Below are 17,439 nucleotides of genomic sequence, written 5' to 3'. Positions count from 1 at the left end.
TCATCCGCTCATTCAATCATTCGCCTCTCAATCATTAAACTCAGGCTGTGCAAAAAAACTTGTACTGGCCTCGCTAATAACCTTACCATCTACCAAAACCTCAAATACGACTTCAGTTTTATATTTTTTTATTGTTTTATTTTTTCTGACAAGGAAGAAAGTAACTTGTGCACTTCCCTCTTTTGGTAATACACCAGCGGCTTGAATAAATTCAATTTTATCTCCTTTATTTTTTGATTTAAATTGAAAATTCATGGGTTTATTCGTTTTATTGATCAACTCAGCATTGTAAAGATTACTCGTTTCCTGATTACCTCTGGTTTGATAAAGCGTTCCACTTGCTCTTAAAACCGTTGTTTGCACATCTTCCCTTTTATAAATGAGCGATGAAAAAATCATTACCACTACAAAAAGAACAGCAGCATAACCATAAGATTTCAAACTGATTTTATAAGGCTTGCGGTGTTGTACAAAATCCTGATTGTAGAATCCGATTAAATTTTCTGGTTTATTGATTTTAGGCATAACCTCGTTGCAGGCATCAATACAAGCTGTACAATTCACACACTCTAACTGTGTGCCTTTTCTGATATCAATTCCTGTTGGACAAACCTGCACACATAAATTACAGTCGATGCAATCACCCTTAATGTTCCCCGCATTATTTTTTTGAAGATGACCACGTGGCTCTCCACGCGAAAAATCATAAGCAACAACCAGGCTTTGATTATCAAGTAAAACACCTTGTAACCTGCCATAAGGGCAAATCACTGTACAAACTATCTCCCTGACATAAGCAAATACCCCATAAAAAATCAAGGTAAATAAACAAATGGATGCAAAACCAGAAACGTGAAGAGTAACAGGTTCAGTAATAATTTTCACCAATACATCAGCACCTATGATATAGGCTAGAAAAGTATTGGCAATGAAAAAAGAAATCAATAAAAAAACAAAGTGCTTGCTTCCTTTCTTGATTATCTTTTCCCCATTCCAGCTTTGAGCGTCCAGTTTTTTCTGTTTATTGGCGTCTCCTTCAATCCAGTATTCAATTCGCCTGAAAACCATTTCCATAAAAATAGTTTGCGGGCAGGCCCAACCGCACCAGAGCCTGCCTAACACCACCGTAAAACAAACAATAAACATCATGAAGATGAGCATTGCCAATGCAAAGAGGTAAAAATCCTGTGGGGTAAACATTAAGCCAAAGAACACAAACTTTCGTTCTAAGAAATTGAGCAAGACCAATTGTTCTCCATTCAATTTTACAAAAGGACAAGAAAATAAAAGCAGCAGCAATACATAACTTACCCATTTGCGGCGGTTATATAATTTGCCAGATGGTTTTTTAGGATAAAGAAAATCCCTGCCACTGCCTTTGGTTTTCTGTTTATTCTTTTGTAGCATCTGTTTTGCTCAAACTATCTTTAACACTTTTCATCTCATTATCCTGCGGATCTTTTTCTTCATACTTTTCTCCCTGAGGTGCTTTTGCTCCAACTGGTTTTGTATCTTTTAATGACATGATAAAATTCGAAACTGCACTGATCTGCTTTGGACTCAGGTTTTTTTCCCAACTGATCATTCCTTTATCGGGAACACCATATTTTATGGTTTTGAAGATATTGTTAATTCCGCCTCCGTGAAGCCAAAATTCATCGGTTAAATTTGGACCAATAATACCTTGTCCTTTATCTCCATGGCAAACCGCACAATTGCTGTTAAAAATCCCTCTTCCCTCCTCCAATACCGTTTGTGTATTATCAAATTTTACTGAATTTTCATCAATTGTATTGGAAGATTTTTCAAGGAAGGCAGCTTTTTCCTGTTGTGCCTTAACCATTTCATTTACATATTCCTGATCCTGTAAATCACCGTAACCACCAATATGATAATAAAACAGATAACCGGCGGCGAAAATCACTGTTCCGAAAAACAAAACATTAAACCATGCTGGTACAGGATTATTGAGTTCTTTTATGCCATCATAGGCATGATCAATTTCCAGATCTTTTTCTTGCTCAATTGGTTTTAAACTCAAAAGTTTCTCCCAAACCGATGGTTTGTTTTTCTTTTGACCTAACCAGGCTTCATAATCCAATACCGGTTCTTTTACAGGTACTGAATATGGTGTAGGGTTCAACTGCTCCCGGTACATAACCTTAAATGCATTAAGTAAGGTAATAGAAACAAAAAGCAGAACGAAAGCAAATATCACCAGAATGACGATCAGCATTTCCGATTGGCTAAGCCCTAAACCCGGACCAGTGTTTACTGCAACGGCTTTTTCATCTGCAGCATAAACAGTTGATGATAAAATCATGAATAATATGGCGAATTTAATCTTCTTCATGTGCTTCGGTTTGATTTTCTTGAATAGGCATATTGCTCATGATTTCGACATGCTTTTTGCTTAGTTTGATCAGGTAAACACCCACGATTAAAAAAAACACCATGAACATAAGCAGCGAGCTGATGAGGTAAATTTCTCCCCCAGCTAAGTTTTTGATCTGGTTGAACATAATTTTATTGATTAGATGGAATCTCTTGTTTATTTGCTTTAATATCAGTACCCAATCGTTGTAAGTAGGCAATTATTGCGATGATTTCGCGGTCGCTTTTTACATTAATATTGTTCTGTTTAAGTTCTGCAGAAATTTTTTCAGCCTGAACCATTAACTCATCATTAGCTTTTTTATCATAACCTTCAGCATAAGGAACACCCAAAGTTTGCATCGCTTTAATTTTTGATGCCGTTGTTGAAATATCAAGTTTTTGCTCTGTTAACCATGGATAGGATGGCATAATACTTCCGGGTGACATCGAAGTCGGGTCAATTAAGTGATTATAATGCCAGGCATCAGAATATTTTCCGCCAACGCGGTGTAAATCTGGTCCTGTTCTTTTACTTCCCCATAAAAACGGATGATCGTAAACAAATTCTCCTGCCTTGCTGTACTCTCCGTAACGCTCCGTTTCTGAACGGAAAGGACGAACGGTTTGTGAGTGGCAGCTTACACATCCTTCTCTGATGTACAAATCTCTTCCTTGCAATTCAAGTGCAGAATAAGGTTTTACACTGGCAATTGTTGGCACGTTTGATTTAATGGTAAAAGTCGGCATCATTTCTACCATTCCTCCAATCAGAATGATAATTAGTGACAGCACCATAAACTTCATCGGTTTACGTTCCAGTACCCTGTGCCAGGCTTTATCAGCTGAAGAACTATCTACAATTTCTTTTGATAAAGGCATGGCCTCAGCTGGCTCGTTTGCAACAAGTTTTGCACCACGCATGGTTTTTGCAAGGTTATAGGTCATTGCGATTACGCCAGCTAAATACAAAGCCCCACCAATTGACCTTAACACGTGCATTGGAATAATCTGCAAAGTTGTGGCTAAGAAGTTTGGGTATTTAAGGAGTCCTTCTGGTGTAAATTCTTTCCACATTAACCCTTGGGTAAAACCTGCCCAATACATTGGAACTGCATAAAACAAAATCCCCAAGGTGCCAATCCAGAAATGGAAACCCGCCAGCTTTTTAGAATATAATTGTGTTTTATAAATTCTTGGAATTAGCCAGTATAATACACCAAATGTTAAGAAACCATTCCAACCCAGTGCGCCAACGTGCACGTGAGCAACGATCCAGTCGGTAAAATGTGCTATTCCATTGATTTGTTTGAGGGATAACATCGGCCCTTCGAAAGTTGCCATTCCATAAGCAGTTAAGGCAACCACCATAAATTTAAGCGTAACATCTTCACGAACTTTATCCCAGGCTCCACGCAGGGTGAGCAAACCGTTAATCATCCCTCCCCAGCTTGGTGCAATAAGCATAATTGAAAATGCTACGCCTAATGATTGTGCCCAACCTGGTAGTGAAGTATAAAGCAAGTGGTGCGGACCCGCCCAGATGTAAATAAAAATTAATGACCAAAAGTGAAGGATACTCAGTTTATAGGAGTAAACTGGTCGGTTAGCCATTTTAGGCAAGAAATAATACATCATACCTAAATATGGTGTGGTTAAGAAAAATGCAACAGCATTGTGTCCATACCACCATTGTACCAGCGCATCCTGTACGCCCGCGTATACATAATAACTTTTCAGAAAAGAAATGGGCAGTTCAAAGGAATTTACAATGTGCAAAACCGCAATGGTTACAAATGTTGCTATGTAGAACCAAATGGCTACATACAAATGTCGCTCTCTTCTTTTAATAATTGTACCGAACATGTTAACGCCAAAAACCACCCAAATAACGGTTATGGCAATATCAATCGGCCATTCCAACTCGGCATATTCATGTGAAGTAGTAATACCTAGTGGAAGTGTAATTGCGGCAGCAACTATAATGAGTTGCCATCCCCAAAAATGAATTTTACTCAGCAGATCGCTGAACATTCTTGCTTTTAACAGGCGTTGGAGTGAATAATATACGCCCATAAAAATGGCATTACCAACAAAGGCGAATATGACCGCATTTGTATGCAATGGCCTGATTCGCCCGAACGTAGTGTATTGGTTGCCCAAATTCATTGCTGGTTTAAACAGCTGCATGGCGGCAAGTAAGCCCACGGTCATTCCTACAATTCCCCAAACGAGGGTGGCGATACCGAAGTTTCTGACAATCTTGTTATCGTAAGTAAATTTTTCTAACTGCATAATAGAAAGGAAAAGTTTTGTTTGTTTTGATGCACCAAAGGTATTTAGCCCCTGGCTGTTGAAGGATGATAGAAATTAGTTGTAAAAGTGATCTTCTTCACTTTTTTCGTTTTGAGGTTCATCATCAAAAAGGATTCTGATTCCTGGTGTGTGGACATCATCATTTTGACCAGTTTTATATGCCCAAAAAAATGCACCAAGAAAAATAAGTGCCATCAGGACACTTGAGCCAACTAAAAAATACAGAATGTTCATATCAATTTGTTTTTACGGGCGAAAATTCGGGTAGCGAATGTGGTAAAACAGATAATGGTAACGGTACTGATGGGCATGAGCACTGCTGCAACCAAGGGATACAAAGTTCCCTGCACCGCATAATAGACCCCAATACAATTATATGCCGTTGCTATAGCAAAGCTGGTTTTAATGATCTTCAGTCCATCTTTACTGAGCTGAATAAAACCTGGAAGATCATTGAGTGAGCTACCTTTTAAAATAGCATCGCAACCAGGAGTAAAGTTGTTGATATTATCAGTTAATGCGATTCCGAAATTACTCTGTTTTAGTGCACCAGCATCATTTAAGCCATCACCAAGCATCATTATTTTACTGCCACCTTGTTGTAGTTCCAGAATGGTGTTAAGTTTTTCATGCGGACTTTGGCCAAACTTTATTCTGGTAGATTTAGGAAAGATGGTTTTCAACATCCACAAATCCCTATCAGTATCTCCTGATAATACCTGCATTTTGTATTTAGATAACTTTGACATCAGGTGTGTCAAGCCTGGCCTCCACTTTTGTTCAATATCAAAGTAACCTTTATAAACCCTGTCAATTACAATATGTACTCCAGACTTACTTATGTTTTCTACTGTGATAGGCAACATCGATAGATGTCCTGCATAAATAGTATGATGACCAACTTTTGCGGTTAAGCCTTTGCCCAGTACTTCCCGATAATCTTCCAATGAACAAAATTCATCCACGTTTAATATTTTGAGAATATGCCTGCTTAAGGGATGGCTGGAATTCCTCAATAAAGAAGCAATAAGAATCTTTTCTCCATCATCCAATGAACCACTGAAAGTTATCTGTGCATTTTCAGTGCTGGTTAATGTTCCTGTCTTATCAAAAACGATAGCATCACATTTGGCCAGTTCCTCCACCGCATCGGTATTTTTAACGTAAAACCCTTTCTTATCAAAAACAGACAATATTGCCGACAATGTAAAAGGTGTGCTCAAAGCTAAAACGCATGGGCAGGCTACAATGATAACAGCTGTAAATGCCGACCAGGCCTTATGACTATCTTGCTGAAAAAGCCAGTAAGCAGTTGCGGAAAATGCAATAATAAACACACCCAGGCTAAAATATTTGGCTATGCTATCATTAAAAGTTTCTTTTTGGATGCTGTTTTTATAATGTTCATTATTCCAAAGGCCCGTAAGGTAACTTTGCGAAACAGGTTTGATGACTTCCAGCTCAATTGCTTCAGTTGTTTGCCTGCCACCAGCATAAATAATTTCTCCCAACACTTTGTGAACAGGTTCTGATTCTCCTGTTACAAAGCTCATGTCCATCCAGGCATCTCCTTTCATTAAAATGGCATCTGCAGGAACAAGCTCTCCGTTTCTAATCCACAAACGATCGCCAATTTTAACTTCATTTATAGAAACGGGTTTCTCTTTTCCATCCTGAATTGTTGTTACTGCAATTGGAAAATAGGAACGGTAATCCCTGTCAAAAGAAATATGATGATAGGTACGTTGCTTTAGCCATTTGCCCATTAAAAGCAAAAACACCAAACCTGTAAGTGTGTCGGCAAAACCTGGCCCTGTGTTAAAAATAACTTCAAAAGCTGTTCTAAAAAACAATACTGCAATAATTAATGCTAAAGGTGTATCGAGATTGATGTGTTTATGCCTTAAGCTGGTAATTGCCGAAACAAAATAATCCCGGCCGCAATAAAATGTGGCAGGAATAGAGAAAGCAAGATTCAGCCAACCAAATAAATATTGAAACTGTTTTTCCAAACCAGAAAGCCCGAAATATTCAGGAAAGCTGAAGAGCATTACGTTGCCCATCAAAAATCCGGCAACAGCAATTTTAAGCACAAGCGCTTTATCTACAGAACTGCTATGTTCTTTTACAACATCCTGAAGACTGATTAAAGGTTCATATCCTATTTTATTCAGTGTTTCTACAAGTTCTCTTAAAGAAATTTCTTCGTGATTAAAACTGATCGTAACCTGTTTTTTAAGGAAATCTATTCGGGAGCTAAATATGGCGGGATTGATTTTATAAAGATGTTCCAACAACCATATACATGAACTGCAGTGAATTGCAGGAATGTAAAAGGTAATAATACTTGAACTTTCATGTCTGTAATCCAACAGTTGAGCAATAATGTTTGGTTCATCCAGATATTCAAGATGGCTTTCTTCTTTTAGCTGCCGGCCAGGATTGTTGTTGTATAAATAATAGTTGCAAAGATTGTTTTCTGACAGAATTTTATAAACGCCACGACAGCCTGCGCAACAGAAATTTTTATCGTCAATTGAATAGCTAAGCTTGGGCAGATCTTCTCCACAGTGATAACACAATGCTTTGGTTGCAATGTTATTTTGATCTTCCATATTCTTTTGTATTTAAATTGATGAACTGAACAGTTGTGTTTCGGCTTTTTTCAACCATAATCGATCATCAAAGGCCATGCAAACATTTCTGATAAATGATTTGCCCAATCTGGTCAACTCAATGGAATGCTGATCAAAACGGATGAGCTCATCTTCCAAAAGAGGCCATAATCTTTCCTTGATATTTTCCGGAATTTCGGTATCAAAAACAGTTTTTTCTCTGCACATCATATTTAGAATATGTTGCCTGCTTGCTAAGTCTTCATCTGTCAGGATATGTCCTTTTTCAACAGGAAGAACACCTTCTGCTATTTTCTGAAGATAAGCTTCAACTGTTTTTGGGTTTTGTGCAAAAGCTTTCCAACCATCACTAATGGATGAAACACCTAAACCAATAAGCAAATGCGTATGCTGATCGGTATAGCCCATAAAATTTCGATGTAATTTTTTCGATTCGCTCGCCTGGAATAAAGAATCGCTCATTAGTGCAAAATGATCCATTCCAACATCCTGGTAGCCTGCATCAATCAGCATTTCCTTACCTTTTTGATAAAGTGCGAATTTCGCATCGCCCACAGGCAAATCCTTTTCAGTAAAATGGCGTTGACCTGGTTTTAGCCAGGGTACATGAGCATAACTGTAAAAAGCTATCCGATCTGGCCTTTGGCGGATGACTTCATTTATGGTTTCAGTTAAACCCTGTAATGTTTGAGCAGGTAAACCATAAATCAAATCGAAATTAATAGAATCATAGCCAATTGTACGTGCTTCATCGCTAACCTTCAAAACTTGTTCTGGTGTTTGAAATCGATTGATCATCAATTGTACCTTTGGATCAAAATCCTGTATCCCCAAACTTAACCTGCGAAAACCTCGAGAATAGAGTACGCTTAAATGTTCGGATGTGGTATTTGCAGGATGTGCCTCAAATGAAAGTTGTGAACTTGCAGAAAGTTCGGCATTTTTTAGAATTTTATCGATCATCCATCCCAGATTTTCAGCACTGAAAAAAGTTGGTGTTCCACCACCCAGATGTAATTCTTTTATTTTAGGTTTAGTGCCTAGAACATTACAGTACATGGCCCATTCCTTCAATAAAGCTGTGATATAAGGTTCTTCAACATCGTGATTTTTTGTGATCCGGGTATTACAGCCACAATAAGTGCAAAGGCTTTCGCAAAAAGGAAGATGGATATATAAGCTTATCCCTTCATCAGCAAATAAAGAGTGGGTTTCTTTTACCACACTTAACCAATTTGTTGATGTGAATTTTGCGGTGTCCCAATATGGAACCGTGGGATAACTAGTGTACCTCGGCGCTGCAACATTATATTTTTTGAGCAATGATGTTTCCACTATTTTAAAGATTTAGTAACACCACAATTATTTTGACAGCAACAGGCCTTGCCCACGCATTTACCTGCAGCCCATTGATCGAGATTTTTGATCACTTGTTCCATTCTCCCTTTGGGATCCTGAACCGCATTGGTTAAGGGAACATTTGCGATTTTCATGCCCGCCATACCTGCGGCTTTTAAATCAAGATGATCTGTTTCAAAAGATGAGGTAGCAATGTACTTTACACCCAACGATTTTAATTCTGCTATCATTTCTGCGGTTAAAGCATCATTATTGAATACCAATAATGCTTCTTTTCCATTAGCAAACGAAAGCGTATGAGTTGTTAAACTGTTGGCTATTATGGTAATATCATGCTTTTTATAGTTGGCGAGTACCAACCATTCCTTTTCATCGGGTTTAATGTTATACGCTATCGCTTTCATACACAATTTTTATGTACACAAAGCTATAGCGTGACAGGCAGTATGTGCGTGAGGTTGCTTAGACTAAAAAATGATCATGATCACATTTTATCGATTTCTGCCCTTAAAAATATTATTGTTTGATATTTCGAAGCTTTTCTATGGATAAGATATTGATCGCATTGCCCGTTTTATCGATCAGTTTTTCTTCTTTAAAATCGGCAAGCATCCGGCTTACAGTTTCACTTGCTGTACCTACCAGAGCGGCAAGGTCATCTCTGGAGATCTTAATTGTACAGCTATCATCAGCACTTTGCCCAAATTTATCGGCAACCTGCAATATGGCATTTGCTACACGTTTTCTTACCGATGAGTAAGCCAGCTGCAACATCTGTTTACCTTTATCTCTTGCACTTCCTGAAAGTAATCCGATAAACATTTTGGAAACAGCCTGATAGCTAAGCAAATACTCCATAAAATCTGCCTTTAAAATCTGGATAATTTCAGAATCGATCAATGTAGCTGCATTATCTGCATATAACTCTCCGTTGCAAAGGCTTTCAAATCCAAAAAAATCACCATCATGATAAAGTGCCGAAGAGAGCTCTCTCCCATCCTTAAAACGTTTATAAGTTTTTACTTGTCCTTTTACCAGATAATAAAGGTGTGTGGGCTCATCGCCTTCAACATAAACCACCTGCTTGCCCGATACCGACCTGGATTTCCCTTTTTTTCTTAGTTCTTCCAATACTACCTGAACGCTGCCTGCATTTGCACCAATAGCAACAGATTGTTGTTTCTTTTTGAATCGACTCTCTATCGCTTTAAATAATTCAATATCATCAAAAGGCTTGGTCAGGTAATCATCAGCACCCATTTCCATTCCCTTTCTCATATCTGCCCTTTCAGTTTTAGCAGTGATGAAAATGAACGGTATATTAGCCGTTTTTGGGTTTTTGCTTAACAGATAAAGTACACCATAACCATCCAGCTCGGGCATCATGATATCGCAAAGTATAATATCGGGATCATGTTGCAGTGCCATTTCTACACCAACTTTTCCATGTTTAGCAGTTATAGGATGGTATCCGGCCAGCTCAAGAACTTCGGCTGTACCTTCACGTATATCGTCGTTATCTTCTATAATTAAAACTTTTCTGTCCATGGGATTGTAATTTAAGCGGGTTGATTAAAGCTAAGGGTGAATGTTGTGCCATTGTTCTGTTCGCTTACGCAATTAACAGTTCCACCCATTAAGTTCACGTAACGGTTAACGATATTCAGGCCTAATCCTGTTCCTGGAATATCTCCCGTATTATGCGCCCTGAAAAAAGGCTCAAAAAGATTTTTCTGGTCAGTTTGCGGAATTCCAATTCCATTATCCTTTACTTCCAGTATTAATTGATTATCCATAAGCCGTGTGTTAAACTGAATTAAAGTATCGGCACCCGAATACTTTACGGCGTTTGAGATTAAGTTAATGATGCAATTTCTGAGTAGGTTAGGATCAAGGTAAACATCAGCAGTAATACCTGTATGTTCATAAATAATGTGCTGGTTTTCCTTGGTCATCAACTGCATTTCTTCTGTAATTTCCTCAGCAAAACTGATGATATTAAACCAATTGGCTGATGCTTCCACCTTGCCTGCCTCCAGTTTTTCCAGCGACAGAAAATCATTCAGAATGGTGGTTAAATTATTAATGGAATTCTTAATTTTTGAGGTATGTTTTTCAACATTCGATACATCATGTTTCAATGTGTATTTATCAATTAAAGATGCCGATAACTGAATGGCACTTAAAGGAGTTCTGAATTCGTGCGATGCCATGGAAACAAACCTGGTTTTTAACTGGTTAAGCTCCTTTTCTTTTTGAAATAGCGCCTGCATATTCTCTTTGGCTGTTTCCAGTTCAGATACCAGTTTAACCAGATCGCGGGTTCGCTCTTTAATTTTTACCTCTAGTTTTTCGGTATAAGACTTGATCTGCTCTTCGTTTGCCTTCTCTTTACTTAAATCGTGAACAAAACCAGTGTAAATTTTCCTGTCGCTAAATTTAACTTCACTAACCCCTAACCGGAAAGGAAATACAGAACCATCCTTACGTTGTCCCCGAACTTCCCTGCCAATGCCAATAATGTGTTTTATCCCTGTGTTATGATAGTTTTGGATATAGCTATCGTGCCTTGCTTTATCTGGCTGAGGCATTAAAACTGATACATTTTTACCTACTAACTCTTCTCTTGAATAACCAAAAAGTTCCAGTGCTGCAGGATTAAGATGTTCAATAATCCCTCTATCATCTATGGTAATAATGCCATCAATGGCATTTTCAATAATCGCATCTAAAAATTTTGACCTGTCAATGAATTTCATGCCTCTTTATTTATGGAGGTGAATATAAAATTACTATCTGTTATTTTATGCTCAAATACTTAGTTGATCTAGTTTAAGCTGAGAAATTTCCAGCAAGTGGTAACATTCTTTCACATTAGAGAATTTAAAACCTGCGGTTTGGCCAAAAAGATTTTTATAATATTGAATACCATCGTTTAATTGAGCTTTAAAGTTATTAAGCTGCTTTTTCTTTTTATCATTCAAATTGGCAAACTGATCTTTTATCTCTGCCTGAAGGTAATCTATATATAAGTTAAGTTCTTTAATAAACACATGCGGTCTTGCGTTGTTCGCAAGCAGATTTACTTTTCCGTAAATATGGCCAACCATGTCTTCAAATGAATAAGATCCATTAAAGTATGCCAAATTTGGCCCTGGGCAAATCGATACAGCCTTATTTTCTTTCGGCTTGATGATTTCATATTTTAGATAGGCAGATGCACATAAGCCTTCACACAGGCAAACTTTTTCGGTTACCTTGTTAAATTCAATCTCATATTTTTCTGCCGATAGACGGGAAGATTGCAGTTGATTTATTTTAAGGTGCTGATACTCTCTTGATGCCGTGCATATCGGCTCCTGAGTAAATTCTGTATTATTGCACAAGTACTTTTTAGTGCACGGACTTCCGGGTCTGCCTTTTCTAATGCGTTCAATTCGTTGAATATCTGAAGAAGAATTTTTAAAATTATTAAACCTGACGCCAAGCGGGGAAGATTCGCTCAGATAAAAATCATCTTCTTTTGCTTTCATTAAATTGTTCAGCGTTTCATGATCAACATTTGTTACTTCAGGTACGAGCAAAAACGGGCTCCCCCATCCTGTTGTACTTAACTGATAATGTTTAAGCAAAAAACTTTGTTCTTCAGCTGTGCCAATTCCACCTTGTACGCTTATTCGCTGCCCTGGTTTTTGATTAAGTTCAATGCCTTTTTGTTGCAGCGCCAGCTGATAAGAAGAAAATAATTCACTAAGCATTTCTGCTTTTTTAGTCTTAAATTCCTCTAAAATTGGTCCTAAAAGATAACCTTCGGTCGCAAATGCATGTCCGCCACAATTCAGGCCCGATTCTATCCTGAATTCTGAAACCCAAATTCCTTTTTTAGCCAGAAACTTTGCCTGTATAAATGCCGAACGGAAATCGCTTACTTTCAAAATAATTCTTTTGTTGAAGTGACCCCGATCATCCGGGAGAAAATCCTTAAACCCCTCTACATAACTGTATAGTCTCGGGTTCATCCCGGCAGATAGAATTACCGCTGCTTTCAGGGTGCTGTTTGCAAATCCTCTGAATGCAGCTAAGGCATCGGTATTTTCATCACCAGTATATTCTCCATTGATAAAATTCATCTTATCAACCTTCGACATGATGTTCACATCTGCAGCACCAATTTTCATTGCGCTACGTAATACATTTTGGAAGATTGATTTACTTTCTCCTTCAGGATAATCCATCATCAGCTCATAGCCATGCTTTAACGGTGATGATTCTGGCAGAAGTTCGAAGTACTTACATATTTCACTTCCAGGCTCAAATGCAGATTGCTTCAATTTCTCAAATTGATTCCTGATCATTTGATCCAAAAAATTGAGGTAAGCTGTGATTCGTTTAGCTCTGTAATCAGTTTCTGATTTGGGGATGGGCTGATGATTGATGCCATTTTGTTCTTCATGATATGCCCGCATACGCTCAATCAATTCATCATCTACAATAGATAATGTAGAAGAAATGCCATAACGGGCAACTTTTAAGGGCGTATCAATAGAGTAACCTAAACCTAAAACCGGAATGTGAAAAGTATGTTGCATGATTTTTTGAACTTTCAGCAAACTTATCAATATGACAACGGTTTCAGAAGATGGTGATTACTTGAAAAAGTGACCTTCATCATTTTATATTCTCAAACATTGGAACGTCAGGTGCATCTTTTAATCCTGATGACTGGTATTTCTTAAGGCCAATTAAGATATCATATAGCTTTCAGATTTGTTCTTCTAATAATGATGTTATATCCAACAAACCATTTAGTAATTACAATACCTTTCGTATCTTTGTGACTTTCTGTTTTAAACAGGCAAACAAATGGTGTAGAATAGTGAATTTGCTTTAGTTATAAATTCATTTTTGCCCTAAAAGCGCCTTTTTTTTGACGAAAAATACAGTTAGTTAAATAAAAACGAAGAACTTGCAAAATTCATACTTTTGCAAAAAATACCCGAAATGAGTATAGGATTATCAGAACAAGAAATATTACGACGTGAGTCGCTAAAACAATTACGCAAGTTGGGCATTGAGCCTTATCCTGCCGAATCATATGAAATCAATGCGTATGCTGCAGATATAAATGCAAATTACGAAAAAGACAAAACTGCCTATAAAACCATTAGCATTGCCGGACGTTTAATGACACGCCGTATAATGGGTAGCGCTTCATTCGCTGAACTGCAAGATTCTACAGGCCGTGTTCAGTTGTATTTAAAGCGTGATGATCTTTGTCCTGATGAAGACAAAACCTTATACAATACTGTTTTTAAAAAATTGCTGGATCTTGGTGATTACATTGGTGTTAAAGGTTATGTTTTTACTACTCAAACGGGAGAAATTTCTGTTCACGTTACTGATTTAACAGTTTTAGCTAAATCATTACGTCCGCTGCCAGTGGTAAAACGCGATGATGATGGCAATATTTATGATGGTTTTACTGATCCTGAATTACGTTACAGAATGCGTTATGTGGATTTAACCGTAAATCCTGATTATAAACAGATTTTCATTAAACGTAGCAAGGTAATTAATACCATGCGAAATTATTTTGATAATCAAGGCTGGATGGAAGTTGAAACGCCAATTCTTCAGCCAATTCATGGTGGCGCAGCAGCCCGGCCTTTTGCAACACACCACAATACTTTAGATATGCCCCTTTATTTGCGTATTGCAAATGAGTTGTATTTAAAAAGATTAATTGTTGCAGGTTTTGACGGGGTTTATGAATTCGGTAAAATGTTCCGTAATGAAGGAATGGACCGAACGCACAACCCTGAATATACCTCAATGGAAATTTATGTGGCCTACAAAGATTATATCTGGATGATGGGCATGGTTGAAGAATGCCTGGAAAAAGTGGCTATCGCAACGAACGGTTCTGCAGTGGTTAAAGTTGGTCAAAACGAAATCAATTTCGAGGGGCCATACGAAAAACTTACGATGTACGAGTCGATTCAAAAATATACCGGAATTGATGTTTCGGCAATGACTGAAGATCAACTTGTACAAACCTGTAAAGATTTAGGTATAGAAATCGATTCTACAATGGGTCGTGGTAAATTAATTGATGAGATATTTAGTGAAAAAGTCGAGGCCAACTTAATCCAACCAACATTCATTACAGATTATCCGTTGGAAATGACTCCATTGGCTAAAAAACACCGTTCAGCAGCAGGTTTAGTAGAGCGTTTTGAAATATTTGTTAATGGAAAAGAAATTGGAAATGCTTATTCAGAATTGAATGATCCGATTGACCAGAAAGAACGCTTCGAAGATCAGTTAAAACTTGCCGATCGTGGTGATGCCGAAGCTATGGCCATGGATGATGACTTTGTTCGTGCTTTGGAATACGGAATGCCTCCAACCTCAGGTTTAGGATTTGGCATCGATAGAATTGTGATGCTCATGACCAATCAAAGCACCATTCAGGAAGTGTTATTCTTCCCGCAAATGCGTCCGGAGAAAAAGAAAGTAGAATTGACTCCAGATGAAACTGAATTATTCTCATTAGTTAACGAAGGGGAACAAGCTCTTTTAACTGATGTTAAAGCAAAACTAACTGACTGGAGTAATAAAAAATGGGATACCACTTTAAAAGCTTTGACCGGTAAAGGAATTTTGAAAGTATCCAAAACAGATGATGGTTTGTTTTTATCATACAAATAGTCAAATATCTTAAAAAGTAAACGCTAAGTTTGCTATTAACAAAAACATAACATAAACTTAAAAGGCTTGCTAATAATTGTTTAGCAAGCCTTTTCTATATTTACAGCAATCGATAAAATTAAAAATGATTGCCCTATGAATACTTCAAGTTTAGAAATCAACGAAAGAGAATATTGCATCAAACTAAGTAAAGATGCTTTTGATTTAACCCTTGTTCGTCAATTAATTAAAAGAATCCAGGCCGAAGCTTTATTTTTCTCCAGAGCACAAGCTGAGGAAGATGATATTTTAAGCAAAAGATCTAAAAGAGAAGAACTTGAAGGTTATGATTGTTTAGAAGACAAATAATTCTTCCTACCAGTTTTCATTTGAAAAGTCATCCGATGAATAACTGCATAATGTTTAGATTCATCGGATGGCCATAAGTCTCACGAATAAGATCTTTAACTAAATTTACTTCGCAGCTTTTGCGCTTCGGTAAAGGTAAGCATGACAAATTTTCAAACTAATCAACATCCAAGGTTCCCTCAACAGAATCGTCCATTGTTTTACCGGTAATCACTGATGCTGCCATTTTCAAAAACGCAACGGCAGTTCCGTGCTTGGTATCCCAGTAATATCCCTCAGATGGAATTACTTTAATCAGTGTAATATTCGGGTCATCCTTACCTCCCTGAAACCAGGTTTTAATGAACGGGCTCCAAAGTTCATCAATTTTGGCTTGATCTCTGCTGATTTCTGAAATCCCATAAATATTTACAAATCCCGAATGTGCACCAGCCTGAAAAAGCAAATGGGTAAATGGATCAGCAGAAATTTCATCATTCTTGTGACTGTCTTTCATGCTCATAAACCAGATATTTCCCTCATCATCCACTTGTTGAATAGCCATTGGCCTGACAGATAAAGGAATGCCTGTTTTAATGTTAGTGCAAAAAAAACAGCTTTCTGCTTTTCCAGCCAGGTCACGTAATTTTTCGATAGCCGCTTTGCCGCCTAAATCTTTAATATTTTCATCTTCCTGAGTATTGTTAGTACTTCCTTCTTGTGATGTTGCCATAGTATAAATTTTATATGAAATACAATCAAAAATCGGGTTTGGTTTTAATATTTTGAAAAGCAATGTCCATTACTATTAAAAGCTATTGAATAGAAAGTGCTAACTTTAATGATATTAGGTTAACATGAGTAAAAGCAAGCCAGAACCTTTCACCGCACAGATTCATATCATTGGAATTAATCCATTTGTTTTCATTCCTGAAGCTTATTTACAATATATCTTCAACCAAGCCGAAAAAAATAAAGGGAAAATCCCTGTTCAAATAAAAATAGATGGGCATTTATTTAAACAAACTTTAGTTAAGTATGCCGGAGACTGGCGTTTGTACCTGAATACGCCTATGCGAAAAGCTGCAGGAAAGGATGTTGGAGATCAGGCAAGGTTTGAAATTGAATTTGATTCCGAGGAAAGAAAAATTGCTATACACCCGAAACTCATAAAAGCCTTGTCTGAAAATAAAGAAGCCAAAGAAATATTTGATCAATCAGCCCCGTATTTGCAGTTAGAAATTATTCGCTACATTGCTAATTTGAAAACGGATGATGCTATTGATCGAAATATCAGTCGGGCAATTCAATTTCTGTTAGGTAAGGAAAGATTTATTGGCAGGGATAAGCCGTAAGATATAAATGAAGGAATTCAAAAAAGTCTCATTTGTCTCTTTTCCGTTCTTGCCTATCATATGGACACCGATCCATAGTAGTCTGTCATTCCCGTGAAAGCGGGAATCTTAATGCGATATACAACCTTTCTATCTCATTAAGATACCAATTTGATTTGGTATCTTAATTCCTTTTTCTTTAAGGTTATTTTCAATGAACACTTGCGTGATTCCCCATTTAATGTCATCATTAAGTTAAGGAAAACTTGCTTGTCATTGCGAGTAAAACGAAGCAATCTCTCTGGAGGTTGCCAATTGGCGATAGCGAAAAAGATTGCTTCGTCGTGCCTTCTCAGCAATGACGGCCGCTCTAAAAAGCTTAA

Annotated in this window: 15 protein-coding genes; 3 read left to right on the top strand and 12 right to left on the bottom strand. The window is 37.5% G+C overall.

The window, feature by feature from the left end:
• Nucleotides 1–27 precede the first annotated feature (27 nt).
• The 11 genes from ccoG to DU508_RS00290 all read right to left on the bottom strand — a co-directional run bounded on the left by ccoG (nucleotide 28) and on the right by DU508_RS00290 (nucleotide 13,273).
• Entirely contained in the window at nucleotides 28–1,407 is a 1,380-nt protein-coding gene (gene ccoG, locus DU508_RS00340; RefSeq protein WP_115400863.1) for a cytochrome c oxidase accessory protein CcoG, read from the bottom strand.
• Complete coding sequence (locus DU508_RS00335; RefSeq protein WP_233509357.1) at nucleotides 1,391–2,353, bottom strand: cbb3-type cytochrome c oxidase N-terminal domain-containing protein; 963 nt, start codon at nucleotides 2,351–2,353, stop codon at nucleotides 1,391–1,393. Before DU508_RS00335 ends, ccoG begins: the two co-directional genes overlap by 17 nt.
• A complete protein-coding gene (locus DU508_RS00330) occupies nucleotides 2,340–2,522 on the bottom strand; it encodes a hypothetical protein (RefSeq protein WP_115400862.1) in 183 nt (60 codons plus the stop codon). Before DU508_RS00330 ends, DU508_RS00335 begins: the two co-directional genes overlap by 14 nt.
• A 4-nt stretch (nucleotides 2,523–2,526) precedes the next feature.
• Nucleotides 2,527–4,668 (bottom strand): cytochrome-c oxidase, cbb3-type subunit I, encoded by a 2,142-nt coding sequence (gene ccoN / locus DU508_RS00325; RefSeq protein ID WP_115400861.1) that lies wholly within the window; start codon nucleotides 4,666–4,668, stop codon nucleotides 2,527–2,529.
• A 75-nt stretch (nucleotides 4,669–4,743) separates the two neighbouring features.
• Complete coding sequence (gene ccoS, locus DU508_RS00320) at nucleotides 4,744–4,923, bottom strand: cbb3-type cytochrome oxidase assembly protein CcoS (RefSeq protein ID WP_115400860.1); 180 nt, start codon at nucleotides 4,921–4,923, stop codon at nucleotides 4,744–4,746.
• The gene (locus DU508_RS00315; RefSeq protein ID WP_115400859.1) at nucleotides 4,920–7,304 is read right to left on the bottom strand and encodes a heavy metal translocating P-type ATPase; all 2,385 of its coding nucleotides are present in this window, start codon (nucleotides 7,302–7,304) and stop codon (nucleotides 4,920–4,922) included. Before DU508_RS00315 ends, ccoS begins: the two co-directional genes overlap by 4 nt.
• 12 nt (nucleotides 7,305–7,316) lie before the next feature.
• Nucleotides 7,317–8,660 (bottom strand): oxygen-independent coproporphyrinogen III oxidase, encoded by a 1,344-nt coding sequence (gene hemN, locus DU508_RS00310; RefSeq protein ID WP_115400858.1) that lies wholly within the window; start codon nucleotides 8,658–8,660, stop codon nucleotides 7,317–7,319.
• Complete coding sequence (locus DU508_RS00305) at nucleotides 8,660–9,088, bottom strand: Rossmann-fold NAD(P)-binding domain-containing protein (protein WP_115400857.1); 429 nt, start codon at nucleotides 9,086–9,088, stop codon at nucleotides 8,660–8,662. The genes hemN and DU508_RS00305 overlap by 1 nt, the downstream gene beginning before the upstream one ends.
• A 112-nt stretch (nucleotides 9,089–9,200) precedes the next feature.
• Complete coding sequence (locus DU508_RS00300) at nucleotides 9,201–10,232, bottom strand: response regulator (protein WP_115400856.1); 1,032 nt, start codon at nucleotides 10,230–10,232, stop codon at nucleotides 9,201–9,203.
• An 11-nt stretch (nucleotides 10,233–10,243) separates the two neighbouring features.
• Complete coding sequence (locus DU508_RS00295; RefSeq protein ID WP_115401014.1) at nucleotides 10,244–11,434, bottom strand: PAS domain-containing sensor histidine kinase; 1,191 nt, start codon at nucleotides 11,432–11,434, stop codon at nucleotides 10,244–10,246.
• 60 nt (nucleotides 11,435–11,494) lie between these two features.
• Nucleotides 11,495–13,273 (bottom strand): hypothetical protein, encoded by a 1,779-nt coding sequence (locus DU508_RS00290; protein WP_115400855.1) that lies wholly within the window; start codon nucleotides 13,271–13,273, stop codon nucleotides 11,495–11,497.
• A gap of 412 nt (nucleotides 13,274–13,685) precedes the next feature.
• Between DU508_RS00290 and lysS the strand changes: the two genes are divergently transcribed.
• Nucleotides 13,686–15,395, top strand: a complete 1,710-nt coding sequence (gene lysS / locus DU508_RS00285; RefSeq protein WP_115400854.1) for a lysine--tRNA ligase — start codon at nucleotides 13,686–13,688, stop codon at nucleotides 15,393–15,395.
• 135 nt (nucleotides 15,396–15,530) lie between these two features.
• On the top strand, nucleotides 15,531–15,743 hold the full coding sequence (locus DU508_RS00280; protein ID WP_115400853.1) for a hypothetical protein: 213 nt from the start codon (nucleotides 15,531–15,533) through the stop codon (nucleotides 15,741–15,743).
• A 157-nt stretch (nucleotides 15,744–15,900) separates the two neighbouring features.
• Here the strand turns inward: DU508_RS00280 and DU508_RS00275 are convergent, their stop codons facing one another.
• Nucleotides 15,901–16,455: a pyridoxamine 5'-phosphate oxidase family protein gene (locus DU508_RS00275; protein ID WP_115400852.1), complete on the bottom strand. Its 555-nt coding sequence runs from the start codon at nucleotides 16,453–16,455 to the stop codon at nucleotides 15,901–15,903.
• A 124-nt stretch (nucleotides 16,456–16,579) separates the two neighbouring features.
• Between DU508_RS00275 and DU508_RS00270 the strand changes: the two genes are divergently transcribed.
• Nucleotides 16,580–17,077, top strand: coding sequence for a DUF1905 domain-containing protein (locus tag DU508_RS00270; protein ID WP_115400851.1), 498 nt, complete (start codon nucleotides 16,580–16,582; stop codon nucleotides 17,075–17,077).
• Nucleotides 17,078–17,439 lie beyond the last annotated feature (362 nt).

This window comes from Pedobacter chinensis (genome assembly GCF_003339865.1).
In the GTDB taxonomy this organism is placed as follows: domain Bacteria; phylum Bacteroidota; class Bacteroidia; order Sphingobacteriales; family Sphingobacteriaceae; genus Pedobacter; species Pedobacter chinensis.
Note: the sequence above shows the minus strand (reverse complement) of the source record. Positions and strands in the feature narration are given on the sequence as shown.